The organism is Pikeienuella sp., from assembly GCF_046290545.1.
Lineage (GTDB): Bacteria > Pseudomonadota > Alphaproteobacteria > Rhodobacterales > Rhodobacteraceae > Pikeienuella.
Genome location: NZ_JBKAGV010000015.1, coordinates 38,054 through 55,764 on the forward strand (window position 1 = coordinate 38,054; position 17,711 = coordinate 55,764).

General features: G+C 72.6%; 18 protein-coding genes. 7 read left to right on the forward strand and 11 right to left on the reverse strand.

The window, feature by feature from the left end; genetic code table 11:
* Positions 1-188 precede the first annotated feature (188 nt).
* The 3 genes from hisC to ACE37J_RS13725 are packed head-to-tail and all read left to right on the forward strand — an operon-like array spanning position 189 to position 2,949.
* Positions 189-1,292 carry a histidinol-phosphate transaminase gene (hisC, locus tag ACE37J_RS13715; RefSeq protein WP_409711841.1) on the forward strand — a complete coding sequence of 368 codons (1,104 nt, stop codon included), beginning with the start codon at positions 189-191 and terminating at the stop codon, positions 1,290-1,292.
* Positions 1,289-2,239 carry a prephenate/arogenate dehydrogenase family protein gene (locus tag ACE37J_RS13720; protein WP_409711843.1) on the forward strand — a complete coding sequence of 317 codons (951 nt, stop codon included), beginning with the start codon at positions 1,289-1,291 and terminating at the stop codon, positions 2,237-2,239. Before hisC ends, ACE37J_RS13720 begins: the two co-directional genes overlap by 4 nt.
* Complete coding sequence (locus tag ACE37J_RS13725) at positions 2,236-2,949, forward strand: extensin family protein (protein ID WP_409711845.1); 714 nt, start codon at positions 2,236-2,238, stop codon at positions 2,947-2,949. The genes ACE37J_RS13720 and ACE37J_RS13725 overlap by 4 nt, the downstream gene beginning before the upstream one ends.
* Before the next feature lie 217 nt (positions 2,950-3,166).
* Here ACE37J_RS13725 and ACE37J_RS13730 read toward each other — a convergent pair whose 3' ends face one another.
* The gene (locus ACE37J_RS13730) at positions 3,167-4,519 is read right to left on the reverse strand and encodes an aspartate aminotransferase family protein (RefSeq protein WP_409711847.1); all 1,353 of its coding nucleotides are present in this window, start codon (positions 4,517-4,519) and stop codon (positions 3,167-3,169) included.
* Between the two features lie 261 nt (positions 4,520-4,780).
* Between ACE37J_RS13730 and ACE37J_RS13735 the strand changes: the two genes are divergently transcribed.
* The 4 genes from ACE37J_RS13735 (at position 4,781) to ACE37J_RS13750 (ending at position 9,444) form a co-directional block, all read left to right on the forward strand.
* Positions 4,781-5,722, forward strand: a complete 942-nt coding sequence (locus ACE37J_RS13735; protein ID WP_409711849.1) for a tripartite tricarboxylate transporter substrate-binding protein — start codon at positions 4,781-4,783, stop codon at positions 5,720-5,722.
* A 214-nt stretch (positions 5,723-5,936) separates the two neighbouring features.
* Positions 5,937-6,470 (forward strand): tripartite tricarboxylate transporter TctB family protein, encoded by a 534-nt coding sequence (locus tag ACE37J_RS13740; RefSeq protein WP_409711851.1) that lies wholly within the window; start codon positions 5,937-5,939, stop codon positions 6,468-6,470.
* A 2-nt stretch (positions 6,471-6,472) separates the two neighbouring features.
* Complete coding sequence (locus ACE37J_RS13745; protein WP_409711853.1) at positions 6,473-7,957, forward strand: tripartite tricarboxylate transporter permease; 1,485 nt, start codon at positions 6,473-6,475, stop codon at positions 7,955-7,957.
* Positions 7,954-9,444: an aldehyde dehydrogenase family protein gene (locus ACE37J_RS13750; protein ID WP_409711855.1), complete on the forward strand. Its 1,491-nt coding sequence runs from the start codon at positions 7,954-7,956 to the stop codon at positions 9,442-9,444. Before ACE37J_RS13745 ends, ACE37J_RS13750 begins: the two co-directional genes overlap by 4 nt.
* Before the next feature lie 347 nt (positions 9,445-9,791).
* On the opposite strand, the gene ACE37J_RS13755 is transcribed toward ACE37J_RS13750, so the two are convergent.
* The 10 genes from ACE37J_RS13755 to ACE37J_RS13800 form a co-directional block, all read right to left on the reverse strand.
* Positions 9,792-10,589 (reverse strand): glycoside hydrolase family 19 protein, encoded by a 798-nt coding sequence (locus ACE37J_RS13755; RefSeq protein ID WP_409711857.1) that lies wholly within the window; start codon positions 10,587-10,589, stop codon positions 9,792-9,794.
* Positions 10,586-11,167 carry a 3TM-type holin gene (locus ACE37J_RS13760; RefSeq protein WP_409711859.1) on the reverse strand — a complete coding sequence of 194 codons (582 nt, stop codon included), beginning with the start codon at positions 11,165-11,167 and terminating at the stop codon, positions 10,586-10,588. The genes ACE37J_RS13755 and ACE37J_RS13760 overlap by 4 nt, the downstream gene beginning before the upstream one ends.
* A 46-nt stretch (positions 11,168-11,213) precedes the next feature.
* Positions 11,214-11,465: a hypothetical protein gene (locus ACE37J_RS13765; RefSeq protein WP_409711861.1), complete on the reverse strand. Its 252-nt coding sequence runs from the start codon at positions 11,463-11,465 to the stop codon at positions 11,214-11,216.
* An 88-nt stretch (positions 11,466-11,553) separates the two neighbouring features.
* Positions 11,554-11,862 carry a hypothetical protein gene (locus tag ACE37J_RS13770; RefSeq protein WP_409711863.1) on the reverse strand — a complete coding sequence of 103 codons (309 nt, stop codon included), beginning with the start codon at positions 11,860-11,862 and terminating at the stop codon, positions 11,554-11,556.
* Positions 11,859-12,035, reverse strand: coding sequence for a hypothetical protein (locus ACE37J_RS13775; RefSeq protein ID WP_409711865.1), 177 nt, complete (start codon positions 12,033-12,035; stop codon positions 11,859-11,861). Before ACE37J_RS13775 ends, ACE37J_RS13770 begins: the two co-directional genes overlap by 4 nt.
* Positions 12,035-12,607, reverse strand: coding sequence for a hypothetical protein (locus tag ACE37J_RS13780; RefSeq protein WP_409711867.1), 573 nt, complete (start codon positions 12,605-12,607; stop codon positions 12,035-12,037). The genes ACE37J_RS13775 and ACE37J_RS13780 overlap by 1 nt, the downstream gene beginning before the upstream one ends.
* On the reverse strand, positions 12,604-12,849 hold the full coding sequence (locus tag ACE37J_RS13785) for a hypothetical protein (protein ID WP_409711869.1): 246 nt from the start codon (positions 12,847-12,849) through the stop codon (positions 12,604-12,606). The genes ACE37J_RS13780 and ACE37J_RS13785 overlap by 4 nt, the downstream gene beginning before the upstream one ends.
* Before the next feature lie 7 nt (positions 12,850-12,856).
* Positions 12,857-13,939, reverse strand: a complete 1,083-nt coding sequence (locus ACE37J_RS13790) for a WD40 repeat domain-containing protein (RefSeq protein WP_409711871.1) — start codon at positions 13,937-13,939, stop codon at positions 12,857-12,859.
* The gene (locus ACE37J_RS13795; protein WP_409711873.1) at positions 13,936-16,410 is read right to left on the reverse strand and encodes a hypothetical protein; all 2,475 of its coding nucleotides are present in this window, start codon (positions 16,408-16,410) and stop codon (positions 13,936-13,938) included. Before ACE37J_RS13795 ends, ACE37J_RS13790 begins: the two co-directional genes overlap by 4 nt.
* Before the next feature lie 753 nt (positions 16,411-17,163).
* A complete protein-coding gene (locus ACE37J_RS13800; protein ID WP_409711875.1) occupies positions 17,164-17,703 on the reverse strand; it encodes a hypothetical protein in 540 nt (179 codons plus the stop codon).
* Between the last annotated feature and the right edge of the window lie 8 nt (positions 17,704-17,711).

Genomic DNA, 17,711 nt, shown 5'->3' on the forward strand with positions numbered 1-17,711 from the left:
GCCGCCTTGGGGCGGGCGGCCGCGGGCCGATCCGCGGGGCGGATCGGCCGGGCGCCGGCTGGTTGCGAAACGCCAACCTCTGAACGAGTGAGGACGGTGACGGGGGCGCCTCTGTCAACGTTCCTCAGCCTCTGGAAGCCGCGCGCGCCCCGCGCTAAACCCGCGCGGACTTCGACACGGAGAAAGCCATGGACGCCCCCGCCTTCCGCGTGACGCCCCGCCCCGGCGTGATGGACATTGCGCCCTATCAGGTCGGCGGCAGCCATCTCGCCGGCGCGGCGAAGCCCATCAAGCTCTCCGCCAACGAGAACCCCTGGGGCCCCTCGCCGAAGGCCGTCGAGGCCATGAGGGCGGCGGCGGAGCGGCTGTCGCTCTATCCGGATGCGGACAGCGGCGGGCTCCGCGACGCCATCGCCGAGGTCCACGGGATCGACCGGGCGCGCATCGTCTGCGGCAACGGCTCGGACGAGCTGCTGCAGCTCCTCGCCTTCTGCTACCTGCGGGACGGGGACGAGGTGGTCTACAGCCGCCACGGCTTCCTCCTCTACCCCTCCTACGCGCTGATGAACGGCGCGAAGCCGGTCGCCGCGCCGGAGCGGGAGCTGACGAGCGATGTGGACGCGCTCCTCGCCGCCTGCACGGAGCGGACGCGGCTCGTCTACCTCGCCAACCCCAACAACCCGACCGGCACGCGGATCAACGCGCAGGAGGTCGAGCGGCTGGCGGCGGGCGTTCCCGACCATGCGATCCTCGTCCTCGACGCCGCCTATGCCGAATATGTGGAGGGGGACGATTACGATGGCGGGCTCAGCCTTGTCGCGCGGCGGCCCAATGTCGTCATGTCCCGCACCTTTTCGAAGATCTACGGGCTCGCGGCCCTGCGGGTGGGCTGGATGGTGGCGGGGGAGGAGATCCTCTCCGTCATCAACCGGGTGCGCGGGCCCTACAACGTCAACCTCGCGGCGCAGGCGGCGGCTGCGGCGGCGATCCGGGATGTGGATTATACGGCGAAGCTGCGGGCCGAGACGATCCGCCTCCGCGCGCGGCTGACCGGGGCGCTGGAGGCGGCCGGCGTGCCCTGCACGAAGTCGGAGGGCAATTTCGTCCTCGCCGGGTTCGGGGAGGGGGAGAGGGGCGCCGCGGCGGCGGACGCGTTCCTGAAGGGCAAGGGGATCATCGCCCGGCGGGTGGACGCCTACGGCCTGCCGGGCTGGCTCCGCATCACGGTCGGCACGGAGCCGGAATGCGAGGCGGTGATCGCCGCCGTGGCAGAATTCCGGAGCGGGGCGTGAGCCCCCTCGTCGGGCACCCCGTCTTCGAGCGGGTCGCGCTGATCGGGCTAGGGCTCATCGGCGGCTCCATCGCGCTCGCCTCGCGGCGGGCCGGCGCCGCCGGGCGCGTCGTCGGCTACGCCCGCACGGCGGAGACGCGGGCGACGGCGCGGCGGATCGGGCTTTGCGACGAGATCGTCGAGAGCGCGGCGGAGGCCGTGGCGGGCGCCGATCTCGTCATCCTCTGCGTCCCCGTCGGCGCGATGGCTTCGGTGGCGGCGGAGATCGCGCCTGCGCTTCGCGAGGGCGCCGTGGTTTCCGATGTCGGTTCGGTCAAGGGCGCGGTGATCGAGGCGCTTTCCGGCCTTCCCGACCATGTCCATGTCATCCCCGCCCACCCGCTCGCGGGGACGGAGCATAGCGGGCCGGAATCGGGCTTCGCGGAGCTGTTCGACAACCGCTATTGCCTCCTCACGCCCCTCCCCGGCGGGGATGCGGAGGCGGAGGGGCGGCTCGCGCGGTTCTGGCGCGCGCTCGGCGCGAATGTGGAGGCGATGGCGCCGGAGCGGCATGACCTCGTCCTCGCCGTCACCTCCCATGCGCCGCATCTCATCGCCTATACGATGGTGGGCGTGGCGGACGACATGCGGCGGGTGACGAAATCCGAGGTCATCAAGTATTCCGCCGCCGGCTTTCGCGACTTCACCCGCATCGCCGCCTCCGACCCGACGATGTGGCGCGACGTGTTCCTGACGAACCGGGAGGCGACTCTGGAAATTCTCGGGCGCTTCACGGAGGAGCTCTTCGCGCTCCAGCGCGCGATCCGGACGGGGAACGGCGAGATGCTGTTCGACTATTTCACCCGCACGCGGGCGATCCGGCGCGGGATCATCGACGCCGGGCAGGATACGGCGGCGCCGGATTTCGGGCGCGTCGCGGCGCGCTCCGGCCCGAAGGCGGGCGAGTGAGGCGCTTCGCGCTCCTCCTCCTCGCCGCGCTGGCGGCCTGCGACGCGCCGCCGCCGGAACTCGACCCGCCGTCCCCCGGCTCCGCCGCGCCGCTCCTCGCCCCGGCGCCGAGCCCGCGCGGCGTGGCGCCGACGGTGATCCCCGGCTTCCAGCGAATCCAGCCGGTCGGGATCGGCCCGGTCGGCCCGGTCTGCGGCGACCCGCGGCTGATCGGCGCCGCGATCCCCGCGATTTCGGGCGGCGACCCGCGCTGCGGCATCGCGGAGCCGGTGAGCCTCGTCTCCGTCGCCGGCGTCGCGCTTTCGGGCAAGGCCGAGGTGAACTGCGAGACGGCGCGCGCCTTCGCGGACTGGATGACGCGCGGGGCGCGGCCCGCGGCGCTCAAGCATACCGGCTCCCCCCTTGTCGCCGTCCGGCCCGTCGCCTCCTATGTCTGCCGCTCGCGCAACCGGCAGGCGGGCGCGCCGCTCTCGGAACATGCGAAGGGCAACGCCATCGACATCGCGGAATTCGTGCTGGCGGACGGGCGGCGTCTCGACGTCTCGACCGGCTGGAACGGCGGCGGGCGGGGGCAGGCCTTCGTGCGGGAGGCGTGGCGGAGCGCCTGCGGCCCCTTCGGCACGGTGCTCGGCCCGGCCTCGGACCGGTTCCACCGGGATCATTTCCACTTCGACATCGCGCGGCACCGGAACGGGAATTACTGCCGGTAGGGGCGCGCCTTCATGGGCGCGGTGAAGGCGAAGCGCCGCGCTCCCCACCACCCCCGGCCCGGGCGCACCAGCCCGGGCCGCGGCCGCCCTCCCTCAGGGAGGCCGCATTGCGACGTCTCAAGAGGCTCAGGCGTCAGAGTTCCTGACGCCATAAACCGCTGAAACCATTTGTTCCGAGGCGGCCCCCCGAGGGAGGCCGCGGCCCTCCGCGCCCCGCTCAGGCCGCCGCAAGCCCCTCGTCCAGCGCCTCCACGATCTTCGTCGCCTCCTCCGCATTCAGGATCAGCGGCGGGGAGAGGATGATGTTGGGGCCGGAGATGCGGACCATGACGCCCGCGCGATAGGTCGCCTCGTGGATGCGGGCCGTCACGTCCTTCGCCGCGGGGGTCTTCTTCGCCCGGTCGAAGACGAGTTCGAGCGCGAGCATGAGGCCGTGGCCGCCGCGGACGTCCCCCACGATCTCATGTTTCTCCTTCAGCGCGTTCAGACCGCTGAACAATTCCGCCCCCCGCGCCGCGGCGTTCTCGTTGACCTTCAGCCGCTCCGTCTCCTTCAGGCAGGCGATGGCCGCGGCGGCGCCGACCGGGTGGCCGGAATAGGTGTAGCCGTGGCCGATGGCGCCGGCGCCCGAGCGGTCCTGCTCGAAGGCTTCCGCCACCGCCTCCGCGATCATCACCGCGCCGAAGGGGAAATAGCCGTTGGTGATCGCCTTCGCCGTGCAGGCCATGTCGGGCTGCACCCCCCAATGGCGCGAGCCGGTCCAGGAGCCGGTGCGGCCGAAGGCGGTGATGACCTCGTCCGCGATCAGGAGAATCCCGTGCTTGGCCGTGATCTCCCGCACCATGGGCATGAAGGACTCATGCGGCGGGATCACGCCGCCGGCGCCGAGCACAGGCTCCATGATGAAGGCGGCGATGGTGCCTGGCCCCTGGAAGGCGATCTCGTCCTCCAGCGCCGCCGCGCAGAGCTGCGCGAGGCGGGCCGGGTCGCTCTCGTTGAACGGGTTGCGATAGGGGTAGGGGGCGGCGATCTGGAAGCAGCCGGGCAGGAGCGGCTCGTATTGCGTGCGGAAATTCGCGTTGCCGTTGACGCTGGCGCCGCCCGTATGGGTGCCGTGATAGCCCTTCTTCAGCGAGAGATACTTCACCCGCCCGGCCTCGCCCCGGATCTTGTGGTATTGCCGGGCGAGGCGGAGCGCCGTCTCCACGCTGTCCGACCCGCCGGAGGTGAAGAAGGCGCGCGTCAGCCCGTCCGGCGCGAAGAATTCCCGCAGCATCCATGAGAGCTCGATCACGGCGTCGTTCGTCGTGCCCCGGAAGGTCGAATAATAGGGCAGGGCGTCCAGCTGCGCGGCGATGGCCGCCTTCACCGGCGCGCAGGAGAAGCCGAGATTGACGTTCCAGAGCCCGCCCACCGCGTCGATCGTCTCGTGCCCGTCAAGGTCCGTGATCCGCACGCCCGCGGCCTTCGTGATGATCGCGGGCGGGTTGGCCTGCATCTCCGCCGGATGCGCCATCGGGTGCCAGAGATGCCGGGCGTTGTTCTCCCTGAGGAAGTTGGAATCCTTCATCGCGGCGACTCCTTTCTAAGTGCGCTACCGCCCTTCGGGCTGCTTGAGCGCGCGTTGGTGCGCTACCGCCCTTCGGGCTGCTTGAGCGCGCGTTGGTGCGCTACCGCCCTTCGGGCTGCTTGAGCGCGTTTATGGCGCCAAGGCCCTGCCGGGCGCGGCGGCGTCGGCGGCAGGTCGCAAGAGCGTTGACACGGGGGCGCCGCGCCGTCAATCTTTCCTGAAACGACGGTGACAATAATGAACCGACAGGAAGGTTGATCCATGAAACGCGCTCTCTCCGCCGCGGCGCTCGCAAGCTTCGCGCTTGTCGCCGGCTTCACGCCCGCCCTCGCCGAATATCCCGAGAAGCCGGTGAGCTTCATCGTGCCCTGGCCGCCGGGCGACCTCGAGGACGTGCTGACGCGGATGATCGCGGACGATTTCCAGGCGAAATACGGCGTGCCCGCCGCGGTGGTGAACAAGCCCGGCGGCGGCGGCGGGCCCTTCCCCGGCGCGGTCGAGGTCGCGACCGCCCCGGCGGACGGATACACGATCGGCTCCTTCATCATCGCCGTGCCGGTGATCGGGCCGCAGCTCGGCATTCCGGAGCTGAGCCCGGACCCGTTCGAGCCGCTCGGCGTCTTCCTCACCTATCCCTTCGTCATCGCCGCCGCGGGCGACGCGCCCTATTCGACGGTGGAGGAACTCGCCGCCTATGCGCAGGACAATGACGTGGCGCTCGGCCATTTCGGCGCGCCGCTGGCGCCGACGCAGGTGACCTTCGCGCTGGCCGAGGCGAAGGGCTTCGCCTTCGCCTCCGACGCCGCCTTCGACGCGCTGGACTGCAACACGCTGGCCTCCGGCGACGTGGACGTGATCAACACGACCCTCCAGCTCATCCTCCCCTGCCTCGGGGACGTGAAGGTGCTGGCCTCCATCGGCTCCGAACGCATCCCCCTGACGCCGGACGCGCCGACGGTGGCGGAGCTGGAGCCCACCCTCGACCTCGAGCTGTGGAACGGCCTCTTCGTCCGGACCGGCACGCCGGAGGACGTGAAGGCGAAGATCATCGCCGTCGCGCAGGAGAGTGTGATGAGCGAGCGGGCGCAGACGCTGGCGAAGGAGACGGGCGCCGCCGTCTACTGGGAGGATGCGGAAGCCGCGAAGGCTCGCATCGCGCGGGACATCGAGACGCTCGCCGCCATCGAGAAGATGCTGGAGTGAGGCGGGGCGCGGGGGGCGCCGCCTGCGCCTCCCCTCTCCCTCCGGAAAGGGGGAGAGGGAAGGAGGGCAGACGCGTCGCCAGAAGGCATGTTTCAGAGCGATCACGGTTTTTTTCGTTTGAAAACAAATCTCCGAGGCTGATTTCCATGGAAATCGTCGCGGAACAGCCCTCGCGCGACCGCCCTGGCGCGGGGCCTGGCGCGGGGGACGACCCTTGAGCGACCGCTCCTTCCGCGCCCTCTTCCGGCGCGACCGGAAGCCCGGCGACCTTCTCTTCGCGGCCCTCTTCCTCGCCTTCGCGCTGTTCCTCCTCGTCCGCCTGCCGGACCAGACGCAATGGATGAAGCGGACCGGCTTCGCCGCGCAGCCCGCCTTCTGGCCCGGCGTCGCGATCTTCGGGATGGTCTTCTTCGGGGCGCTGCATCTCCTCTCCTCCGCCCTTTCCCCGCGCCTGCCGGGGCGGTGGCGGGAGGCGCTGTTCTGGGCGCGGAGCGCGGAATACGCGCTCTGGTTCATGGCCTATGTCTTCGCGGCGCCCTTGCTCGGCTATCTGCCGGCGACCGTGCTCTTCTGCGTCCTCCTCGCCGTCCGCGCCGGATACCGCGGCGCGGGGATCGGCTGGGCGGCGGCTTCGGGCTTCGGGATCGTGCTGCTCTTCAAGACCTTCCTTAAGGTGAATGCCCCCGCAGGCGCGCTCTATGAGCGGCTGCCGGAGGGTGCGCGCGCCTTCATGCTGACCTGGTTCTGACCTTGGAGACGATCCTCGCCTCCGCGCTCATGCTGATGCGGTGGGACGTGCTGGCCGCTCTCCTCGTCGGCTCCGTCGGCGGGGTGATCATCGGGGCGATCCCCGGCGTCGGCCCCGCCGTCGCCATCGCGATCCTCCTGCCCGCGACCTTCTCCATGGAGCCGCTGGTGGGGCTCACGCTCCTCCTCGGCATCTACGGCTCCTCGATGTATGGCGGCGCGCTGCCCGCCATCCTCATCAACACGCCCGGCACGGCGGTGAACGCGCTGACGACCTATGACGGGCACCCGATGACGCTGAGGGGGGAGGCGCGGCGGGCGGTTGCGCTGGCCTATTCGGCGAGTTTCTTCGGCGGTATCTTCGCCATTCTCTGCCTCATCCTCCTCTCCCCCGTCCTCGCGCTCGTCGCGCCGATGTTCGGGAGCCGGGAGATCTTCCTCGCCGCGCTCCTCGGCATCGTGCTGGTGATCCTCGCCCACAGAGGCCAGATCTTCGCCGCGGGGATGCTAGCCTGCTTCGGGATCTTCCTCGGCACGATCGGGCTCGAGCCGGTGAAATACACCCGCCGCTTCACCTTCGAGCAGAGCTGGCTCGCCTCCGGCGTCGACCTCATCGTCGTCGTGCTCGGGCTCTTCGCGCTCTCACAGGCGTTCATCCTCCTGACGGAGCGGGAGAGCGCGCCGAAGCCGCAGCGATTCTCCGGGTCGCTCTTCGGGGGGATGAAGGAGCTGATGGGCCACAAGCGCGTCGCCTCCGTCTCCGCCTCGTTCGGCGTGCTGATGGGCATGATCCCCGGCGTCGGCGAGTTCACGGCGCAGTTCCTCTCCTATTCCTACGCGCAGCGGACGTCGAAGACGCCGGAGATGTTCGGCAAGGGCGCGCCGGAAGGCCTGATCGCCGCCGAGGCCTCCAACAACGCGGTGCCGCCCGCGGCGATGATCCCGCTTCTTGCCCTCGGGATACCGGGGGAGGCGCTGACGGCGATGATGCTCTCCGTCTTCTACGTGCACAACGTGATCCCGGGGCCGCAGCTCTTTCAGCAGAATATGGATTTCGTCGGCGCGCTCTATCTCGCGCTCCTGCTCCTCAACCTCTTCGTGCTCGCCTTCCTGATCGTCTCCGGGGGGATGCTGACGCGGATCATCCGCATCCCGACGCGGTTTCTCGGCATGCTGATCCTCACCCTCTCCTTCGTCGGGGTCTATTCGCTGCGGAACTCGATCACCGACTGCGCGATGGCGGCGGGGTTCGGGGTGCTCGGCGTCGTGCTGAAGCGGCTCGGCCTGCCGGTTGTGCCGATCATCCTCGGCATGGTGCTCGGCGGCATCATGGAGGTGAAGCTCCGGAGCGCGATGGCGCGGGTGAAGACGCCGCTGGATTTCATCGACCGGCCCATCGCGGCCATCCTCTTCGCGCTGATCCTCTTCGTGATCGCGCTGCATGTCCGCGCGCTCATCCGTGAGCGGCGGGCGGAAAGGACGCCATGACCGATCAGGCCGCCATCGACGCGCTCGCCGCGCTTCCCGTCCCGCCGCAGGGGCATTTCATCGACGGGCGGCGCGTTCCCTCCCTCGACGGGGCGGAGGTGGAGACGCTTTCGCTGCGGGACGGGCGGGCGCTGGCTACGCTCGCCGCCGGCGGGGCGGCGGATGTCGCCGCCGCCTGCGGCGCCGCGCGGAAGGCGTTCGAGGACCGGCGCTGGGCCGGGCGCGCGCCCGCGGAGCGGAAGCGCATCCTCATCCGTCTCGCGGAGCTGATCGAGCGGGAGGCGCTCTCGCTCGCCGTCCTCGGCGTGCGGGAGAACGGGACGGAAATCTCCATGGCGCTGAAGGCGGAGCCGGGCTCCGCCGCCGGCTCCTTCCGCTATTATGCCGAGGCCGTGGACAAGATCACCGGGGAGGTCGCGCCCACGGCGGAGGGCGCGCTCGGCCTCGTGACGCGGGAGCCGGTGGGGGTGGTGGGCGCGATCGTGCCGTGGAACTTCCCGCTGATGATCGGCGCCTGGAAGCTCGCGCCTGCGCTCGCCGCCGGGAATTCCGTGGTGCTGAAGCCGGCGGAGACGGCCTCGCTGACGCTCCTCCGCATCGCGGAGCTGGCCGCGGAGGCGGGGTTGCCGGACGGGGTGCTGAACGTCGTCACGGGGCAGGGGGCCGTGGCGGGGGAGGCGCTGGCGCTCTCGCCCGAGGTCGACGCGCTCCTCTTCACCGGGTCGGGGGCGACGGGGCGGCGGCTGCTGGAATATGCCGCCCGATCAAACCTCAAGCGGGTTTACCTGGAGCTTGGCGGCAAGTCCCCCAACATCGTCTTCGCGGATGCGCCCGATCTCGACAAGGCGGCGAAGGTGGCGGCGACGGGGATCTTCCGGAACGCCGGGCAGGTCTGCATCGCGGGCTCGCGGCTGCTCGTCGAGGACTCGATCCATGACGAGTTCGTCGCCGCCGTCGCCCGCCACGCGGCGGCGATGCTTGTGGGGGACCCGCTTTCGCTCGCCAGCGAGATCGGCGCGGTGCATTCGGAGGCGCAGCTCCGCCGCGCGCTCGGCTTCGTCGAGAGCGCGAGGGCGGAGGGGGCGGAGATCGTGACGGGCGGCGCGCGGCTGATGGAGGAGACGGGCGGCTGGTTCATGGCGCCGACGGTGGCGACGGGCGTCGCGCCTGAGCACAGGCTGTTCCGGGAGGAGGTGTTCGGGCCGGTGCTGGCCGTGACGCGGTTCCGGTCCGAGGCGGAGGCCGTGGCGCTGGCGAACGGCACGGATTACGGGCTGGCGGCGGGCGTCTGGACCGGGAGCCTCTCCCGCGCGCACCGGATGGTGCGAGCGATCCGCGCCGGGCTCGTCCATGTGAACACGTATGGCGGGTCCGACCTCACCGTTCCGCTGGGCGGGCATGGCCAGAGCGGGAACGGGCACGACAAGTCCCTCCACGCCTTCGACAAGGTGCAGAATCTCAAGAGCGCCTGGATCGATCTGGGGTGAGGCGGCCCTGGTCGGAGTGAGAGGATTCGAACCTCCGGCCCCTGCCTCCCGAAGACATGGGCGCGGGTGATTTCAGTAGGAATTGCTGGATTCCGGAGAGCCTGAAATCCCGTTAGTTCACGCCGCGTTCACCGATAGCATTGCGGTTTCGTTGCGCCTATCCGAACAGCCCCGCGAGCATCAGCGCCCACATTGCGCCCCCGATTGCCATTGCCGCGCCGTCTTCCGCGAGGCGGCGGAGGCGGGTGGCCTGCGTCTCGGGCGGGCGGGTCCAGGCTGGGCGATTCGAGGCGGGGCGCATGGGCGGAGGTTAACAGGTCGTTAAACGTCCGGGGAGGCTGGACCGCTCAGGCGGCGACGGCCGCCTTCACCCTCTCCCGCCACGCCCGCGCTGCGGCGAGGTCCGCCTCCAGCGCGGCGAGGCGGGTTTCGAGGCGGATGAGGTCGGCCTCGGCGCGGGGCTCCGGGCGCGGCGCGGGCGGCGGCGCGGCGGGCGGGGCGAGGGGCGATATCGGATTTCCGATATCGGCCGCCCGCGCCGCCGCCATCCCCGCCTCGATGGCGGCGAGGTAGCGCTCCGCCAGCGCGGCGATCTCGGTCGCCTTGTCGGTTCCGTTGATGACGCGCCGCGCGCCGGTGAAATCCCGCTTCGCGCCGGAGACGTAGGAGGGCAGGGCGCGGCCGGTGAACGTGCCGCGCATCGAGCCCTCGACGAGAATGCGGGCGGAGATCGCCGGGTCGAGCGCGAGGCCGGGATCGTTGACGAGGTCCAGCCCGAGCCGCGCCGACCAGTCCGCATAGTTGAACCTGTGGGTCAGCTGCACGTCGCCGCGCCCGAAATAGCTCTGGCCCGTCTCCGGGTCCGGCAGCGCGTAGTTCCGGCTGATCCGCCCCTCGCGGTGCAGCCGCGTCACCGCCGCGATCGCGGCCTCGTCCGTCTTCGCGAAGCCCTCGCGGACCGGCTGCATCCGCCGCCCCGTCTCCCAGTGCGCCGTCGCGAGGATATAGGCGCCCTGCGCCGGCTCGCAGCCGTAGTCGCGCGCGGCGCGGGCGATCCGCGTCACGCCGTCGACCTGCGCCTGGCTCAGGCGGCCGGAGAAGAGCGTCTCGCGGATCGCGGCGAAGAAGGCGGCGTCGGCGCTCACCCCCAGAACTCCCGCCGCTCCGGCGCCTCGCCGCCGGCCTTGCCCGCGCGCTTGTCCAGCGTCCGCGCGCCGGTGTAGACGCCGGCGACGCCGAGGAGGGCGAGCATCACCCATTCGAGCGTGTCGATCAGCTCGCGAAGGAGCGCGAGCCCCTCCGGATTCGTGAAGACGAGCACGATCCCGGAGACGACAAGCGCCGAGGTCAGGAGGATCGAGGCCCAGATCGCCGCGGGCCGCGCGCGCTGGATGAAGCGGTCGCCCGTCGAGAGCTCCGCCCGCGCCGTCTTCGCCTGCTCGACGATGGCGAGGAGCTCGGCCTGCCGCTCCGCCTCCTCGATCTCGGCGAGGCGGCTCACCGCCTCCGCCATGTGCTCCGGCGAGCCCTGCACCGCGGCGATGGCGGCGCGGATGCGGTGCGCGTCGCCCCGGTCCGGCGCGGCGACCTGCGCGACGTCGAGCACGGCGCCGAGCGCGCGCTCGGCGATGTCGCCCGACTTGTCCCCCGCGATGCGGGAGACGAGCGAGGGCAGCAGCGCCTGCGCGGCGGCGACGGCGAGGGGGATGGCGAGGGTGATCATCGGCGGCTCCTACTGGCGGTTGCGGCGGGGCGGCGGGGCGCGCGTCTCATCGCCGCATCACCTCCAGCACCGCCGCGATGTCGTGCCGCAGCGCGACCCCGGCGACGAGGCCGCCGAGCAGGAAGGTCAGCAGTTTCCAGCGCGTCCGCAGCCAGCGGCCGATCACGCGGCCCTCCCGCTGCGAGCGGATCAGCGCGCGCAGCTCGACGATCACCTCGTCGTCCACCGCCTCCGCGATCATGCGCAGCCGGCGCTCCTGCTCTTCGGGCGAAAGCATGTTCCAGTCCCTCCGGTTCATCCGCGTCTCCTTCCCTGCGGCCGCCCTCCGAGGGCTGGCTTGGGCGGCTAGAGCCCCGCCCGCGGCTTCGTCGCCCGCCGCCGGCGGGTCAGAAGATGCTGCGCTCCGCGGTGAGCGTCGCGTCGGTCACCGTCTGCGCCTCGCCGTTCGGCAGCGCGACGCGCGCCTGGAGCCGCCAGCGCCCGGCCGTCACGGCGCCGGCCGCGAGGCTGATGACGAAGCGCCCCGCCGCGGCGTCCTCGACGGCGACCTGGAGCGGGAGCACGGCGCCCTTCTCGCCGCGCAGCCGCGCGGTGACGGACGCGCCGGCGAGGTCGAGCGGGGCGGCGCCGTCGGCGACGGTCACGGCGACGACCAGGCTGTCGCCGGCGTGGATGGGGGGCAGGCGTCGGGTCACGGGCATCTCCTCCAGTCGACATCCAGCGCCCCGCGGAGCCAGGCCGCGCCGAGGCGGGGCCGCCGCCAGACCGCGTCGAGGCAGACCTGCGGCGTCAGCGCCGGCGGGGCGGGCGCCGCGGCCGCGGCCGGCAGGCCGAGCGGCGCGGCGCCGAGCGGGGCGAATCCAAGCATCAGGCGACCGCGGCGAAGCCGAGCGCGGCCAGCGCGCGGCGCTTCGCGTCGTCGTCGCCCTCCCCGGCGAGGAGCGCGGCGGCCGCGGCCTCCAGCCGGTCCGATTCCGCGCGCTGGCGCTTGATCCACTCGCGCGCCGCCTCGATCGCGTCGCGCTCCACGGCCTCCGCCTCCGTCAGCAGGCGGTCGCGGCGGATGTCCAGCAGCTCGATGGCGCGGGCCATCAGGTTGGACTGTCTCCAGAGCGGAAAGCGGCCCTCTATCGCCGCCCCCGCCCCGGCCTTGATCCGGACCACGGCCTCCGCCGCGACCGCCTCGACCGCCGGGATTTCCGCCTCCGGGCGCCGCTCGACCGCCCAGACGCGGCGGGCGCCGGCGTCGGTGATCTCGACGGAGGCGACGAGCCGCTCGTGAAGCGGGTCATGCGCGGGCCGGGGATCGTCAACCCACGGGAGCCAGCCGAGCGCGGCCAGCGCCGGCGCGTCGAGCAGGTGGAGGCCGGAGACGTTGCGCCACGCCCGCGGCAGCGGGCCGGGGCGGTCGGGCGCGTCGATATGGACGTAACGGGTCACGGGGCCTCCACCTGCTGACGGATCACGGCGAGCATCACGGCGGCGCGCTTCTGCTGGTGCCGCTCCGCGGCGAGGCGCTGCGCCAGCTCCTCGCGGAAGCCGGCCAGCTCGGCGCGGTCGGCCTCGGCCATCGCGTCGATATGCGCGAGGGCGAGGGCGTAATTGTCGATGTTGATCTGGTAGCCCTCCACCTCGGCGATGCGGGCGGCGAGGGCGTCCCGGAGGATGTCGGCGCGGGTCATGCGGGCCTCATGGCAGGGGGGCGGGGAGGAAGGCGACGCCGTTGCCGGCGCTTGGCGGCGGGGTCGCGGGGTTGGCGTATTTCGCGCCGAAGCCGGTGGCGGCGCTCCACGGATAGGCGGAGACGTTGGAATTAGCGGGATGGCCTAAGACAATGGCGTCGCCCGAGGGCGAGAACGCGACGGCTATACAACTGCTCGACGGGGCGATGGCGGGGTTGGAGAACTTTGCTCCGAAGCCGGTCGCGCTGTCCCATAAATAGGCGGCGACGGCGGGGACGGTGATGTGCGCCACGGCGATGGCGTCGCCCGCAGGCGAAAACGCAACGCCGCGGCCAGCGTTCGACGGCAGCGTCGCGGGGTTGGCGAACTTCGCGCCGAAACCGCTCGCAGCGTCCCACGGATAGGCGGAGACGAAGGGCGAGGTGCTGTGCGCCACCGCGATGGCGTCGCCCGCAGGCGAGAACGCGACGGCGTTGCCCTTACCCGCTGGCAGCGTCGCGGGGTTGGCGAACTTCGCGCCGAAACCGCTCGCAGCGTCCCACGGATAGGCGGAGACGAAGGGCGAGGTGCCGTGCGCCACCGCGATGGCGTCGCCCGCAGGCGATAACGCGACGGCGTTGCCCGTACTCGCTGGCAGCGTCAAGGGATTCGCGAACTTCACGCCGAAGCCCGTCGCCGCGTCCCACGGATAGGCGGAGACGTAGGGCGAGGTGAAGTGCGCTACCGCCACCGCATCGCCTGCAGGCGAGAACGCGACGCCGCGGGCGTTGCCTGTCGGCAACGTCGAGGGGTTGGCGTATTTCGCCCCGAAGCCCGTCGCGCTGTCCCAGGGATAGGCGGAGACGCGGGGCGCGGCGCCATGCGCCACGGCGATGGCGTCGCCTGCGGGCGAGAACGCGACGCCGTAGCCGGTGCCCGCCGGCAGGGTCGCCGGGTCGGCGTATTTCGCCCCGAAGCCGGTGGCGGCGCTCCACGGATAGGCGGAGACGTAGGGGCTGTTGGAATGCGCCACCGCGATCACCCCCGGCGCCCCGCCGCCCTGCGCCGCCCGGCGCCCGGCGGCCATCAGCATCTCCGCCGCGCGGCTCATTTCACGTCCTCCGCCGCCAGCGCCCCGCGCCACGTCACGCCCCCGTCTGCGGTCACGAACACCAGCACGTCCACCCCCGCCGCCGTGAGTTCGGGCGCGGCGCCGCCCGGCCAGTCCACCGAGGCGGGCCACGTCACCGCCGCCGCGCCGCCGTTCGTCAGGTGCAGCACGATCTCGTCATAGGTCTCGGGGTTGGCGAACGTCAGCGTCGCCGCCCCCGTCACCGTCGCCGTGAAGACCTGCCCGGCGGCGCAGTCCACCGTCGCCGCCCCGCTGATGTCGCCGAGCGCCGCGCCCTCGGTCGGGAGGTCGTTCGCGTTGGCGGGGAGCGCCGGCAGGCCGGTCAGGTCCGCGTAGGCCCCGGTCGTCGCGACCGTGGCGAGGTCGGCGGGCTGCACCGCGCTGTCCGCCAGCGCGCCCTGCGCCGCCGTGGCGTAATCCGCCGCGTCCGTCGCCGCCGCCGTGCCGAGCGTCGGCGTCCCGGAAAGGTCGGCGTAGGCGCCGGTCGTCGCGACCGTGGCGAGGTCGGCGGGCTGCACCGCGCTGTCCGCCGTCGCCCCCTGCGCCGCCGTGGCGTAATCCGCCGCGTCCGTCGCCGCCGCCGTCCCGAGCGCGGGCAGGCCGGAGAGGTCCGCGTAGGCGCCGGTCGTCGCGACCGCGGCGAGGTCGGCGGGCTGCACCGCGCTGTCGGCGAGCGCGCCCTGCGCCGCCGTGGCGTAATCGGTCGCGTCCGTCGCAGCCGCCGTGCCGAGCGCGGGCAGGCCGGAGAGGTCCGCGTAGGCCCCGGTCGTCGCGACCGCGGCGAGGTCGGCGGGCTGCACCGCGCTGTCCGCCAGCGCGCCCTGCGCCGCCGTGGCGGCCGTCGCGGCGACATAGGCGACGACCGCCGCCTGCGTCGGCGCGGTGTTGCCGTCCGCCGCGCCCGTGCTCGCGATCAGCCCGGCATCGTTCGAAACCTCGCGAAGCTGGACGCCGACGGTCGTCTGCCCGCCGTCGCGGCTGAAGGGGCCGATCTGGTTGAGGCCCGAGACGTTGAAGCTGTCGGTGTTGATCGTCACCTCGCCCGTCGTCCCGTCCACGCTGAATTGCGGGCCGACGCGGAAGGTGCCGAGGTGATCCGTCGTGGAGTAGAAGACCCGCCCGCCGTTCGCCTCGACGATCTCGTTCGCCTGGATCGGGACGCCGCCGTTCCACGGCAGGGCGAGGTAGTTGGTCCCCGCGCCGACGAATTCCATGTTCTGCCCGCCGGTCATGATCTGCGACCGCTGGAAGAAGGCGACGGCCCCGCCCGCGAAGGCCGCCGTGAGGGCGGGATAGAACGTCACCCGCCAGCCGCCGCTGATCGGCGACGCGCCGGTGACCGTGCGCTGCACGCCCGCCACGTCGAACACCTGCCCGAGCGCGGGGCGGCTCGACCCGCCGAGGCGGTTGGCCGTGAGCGCCGTCACGTCGATGCCGTTCGCCCCGTCCGCCGCCGCCGCGCCGGCCCCGCTGAAAAGCGGCGTCGTGCTCCGCCCGTCCGCCACCAGCCCGAACGTTCCGAAATTCGTGGTCGAGTTGGAGAGGTTGACCTGCCCGCCGTTCAGCGCCTTGACGTGGTAGGAGCAGAACGTGCCGAAGAAGCTGACGAGCTGCGCGTAGCCGTCATTCGTCACGAGGCAGCCCGGCCCGTCGAGGTTCACCTGCGTGTAGCTGTCCACCACCATCGAGCGGATCGGGGAGTTCGGCGCGCAGGCCGCGCCGTCCACCAGCATCCCGCCGCCCGTCGTCCCGTCCGAGGTCGAGCCGGCGAGCCCCGCGTCGTCCTGCGCGGTGTAGCTGGAGCAGTTCTGGATGTAGGGCGACTTCAGGATGTAGGCGCCCGGCCCGCTCGCGCCGATCCCCGTATTGTCCGCCGCGGCGTTGAAGGCCACCGCCCATGACCCGGCCTGATGGCGCGCGAAGGTGAGGCCCCAGAAATGGCAGCCCGAATCGACGAGGAAGAGGGGCTGCCCCGCCGTCGCCGGCGTCGGCCTGATCTCCGTCACGCGCAGCCCGTCGCCCACGAGGGAGACGTCGCGCGGCGCGATCATCGGCGCCGCCTCGATGTAGAGGCCGGCGCGGATGCGGATGCAGTCCCCCGGCGCAGCCGCCGCAAGCGCCGCCGTGACCGTCGCCTTCGGCGCGGTCGGCAGGTCGCCCGCCGCCGCGTCGTCGCCCGCCGGGTCGACCCAGATGACGCGCGCGGCCGCCACGAGGTCGGCGGGCTGCACCGCGCTGTCCGCCAGCGCGCCCTGCGCCGCCGTGGCGTAATCCGCCGCGTCCGTCGCCGCCGCCGTGCCCGCGTCCGCGATGTCGGCCAGAACATGCGAATGAACGGCGGCGGCGAAGGCGGCCGCATCCTCCGCCGCCGCCGTGCCGAGCGCGGGCAGGCCGGTGAGGTCGGCGTATGCGCCCGAGGTCGCGACCGCGGCGAGGTCGGCGGGCTGCACCGCGCTGTCCGCCAGCGCGCCCTGCGCCGCCGTGGCGTAATCCGCCGCGTCCGTCGCCGCCGCCGTGCCGAGCGTCGGCGCCGGAGAGGCGGCGCGCCGCAGGCGGCGACCGTGGCGAGATCGCGGGCTGCACCGCGCTGTCCGCCAGCGCGCCCTGCGCCGCCGTGGCGTAGTCCGCCGCGTCCGTCGCCGCCGCCGTCCCGAGCGCGGGCAGGCCGGAGAGGTCCGCGTAGGCGCCGGTCGTCGCGACCGCGGCGAGATCGGCGGGCTGCACCGCGCTCTCCGCCAGCGCACCCTGCGCCGCCGTGGCGTAATCCGCCGCGTCCGTCGCCGCCGCCGTGCCGAGCGTCGGCGTCCCGGAAAGGTCGGCGTAGGCCCCGGTCGTCGCGACCGCGGCGAGGTCGGCGGGCTGCACCGCGCTCTCCGCCAGCGCGCCCTGCGCCGCCGTGGCCCGGTCCGCGAAATCCTCGGCCAGCGCCGTCAGAAACACCTGCGCCGACCCGCTCAGGTTGATCGCGGCGTTCGCGGCCGTGCTGGCGAGCGGCCCGCGCGTCAGCGTCCCCGCCGTCGCGTCGTAGACGCCGCGCCCCGCCTCGCTCTGCGCCCCGTCGCTGATGGCGTAGGAGACGGTCGCGCCGTCCGGCACGCCCGCCTGCGCGAAGCTGAGCGCGCCGGAGATTCCGGGCCCGAGCGCAATCGTCCCCGTCCCCGTCGTCGCCGTCGCGACGCGGACCAGATTTCTCATCACTGTGGTCATGCCCATCCCTCGATTTCCGCGCAGGCGTCGATCAGCGCCTGAAAACAGGCCCGCGCCTCGGCGACGCAGTCGGCCCGCTGGCGGTATTGCTGCAGCATCGCCATCTCCGTTGCGCGGTCCGGCGACCTGAAGCTCTCGGACGGCAGCGCGGGGTCGAGCCGGCGGCGGATCACCTCGCCGCCCATCAGCGCGCCGCCGACCATGACATAGGCCGCGCCCGTCACCCGCCGCTCGCGCTCGGCCGGGTCGTCCGTCGCGTCGATCCACGCGACATGCGCCGCGACCGCCGCCGGGGGCGCCGCCCGGATCCCCAGCGCCGCGAGGTCGGCGGCGTAAAGCGCGGCCCGGCGCGAGGCGGGCGCCAGCGCGGGGTCGAGCCGCGCATGCAGCGCGCCCTTCATCGCCAGCCAGCCGGCATACCAGAGACGCGGCGGGCGGCCCGCCGCCATCGCGGCGCCCACGGCCGTCGCCTCGACGGCGTGGTGCAGGTCGAGCGTCGCGGCGTGCAGGGGGCGCGGGGGTCGCAGGTCGGCCATCTTGTCTC

Bases quoted from the DNA above. Each gene is read 5' to 3' on its own strand.
- hisC (WP_409711841.1), top strand. From the start codon at position 189: ATGGACGCCCCCGCCTTCCGCGTGACGCCCCGCCCCGGCGTGATGGAC.
- ACE37J_RS13730 (WP_409711847.1), bottom strand. From the start codon at position 4,519: ATGAAGGATTCCAACTTCCTCAGGGAGAACAACGCCCGGCATCTCTGG.
- ACE37J_RS13735 (WP_409711849.1), top strand. From the start codon at position 4,781: ATGAAACGCGCTCTCTCCGCCGCGGCGCTCGCAAGCTTCGCGCTTGTC.
- ACE37J_RS13750 (WP_409711855.1), top strand. From the start codon at position 7,954: ATGACCGATCAGGCCGCCATCGACGCGCTCGCCGCGCTTCCCGTCCCG.
- ACE37J_RS13760 (WP_409711859.1), bottom strand. From the start codon at position 11,167: ATGATCACCCTCGCCATCCCCCTCGCCGTCGCCGCCGCGCAGGCGCTG.
- ACE37J_RS13765 (WP_409711861.1), bottom strand. From the start codon at position 11,465: ATGAACCGGAGGGACTGGAACATGCTTTCGCCCGAAGAGCAGGAGCGC.
- ACE37J_RS13775 (WP_409711865.1), bottom strand. From the start codon at position 12,035: ATGCTTGGATTCGCCCCGCTCGGCGCCGCGCCGCTCGGCCTGCCGGCC.
- ACE37J_RS13785 (WP_409711869.1), bottom strand. From the start codon at position 12,849: ATGACCCGCGCCGACATCCTCCGGGACGCCCTCGCCGCCCGCATCGCC.
- ACE37J_RS13790 (WP_409711871.1), bottom strand. From the start codon at position 13,939: ATGAGCCGCGCGGCGGAGATGCTGATGGCCGCCGGGCGCCGGGCGGCG.
- ACE37J_RS13800 (WP_409711875.1), bottom strand. From the start codon at position 17,703: ATGGCCGACCTGCGACCCCCGCGCCCCCTGCACGCCGCGACGCTCGAC.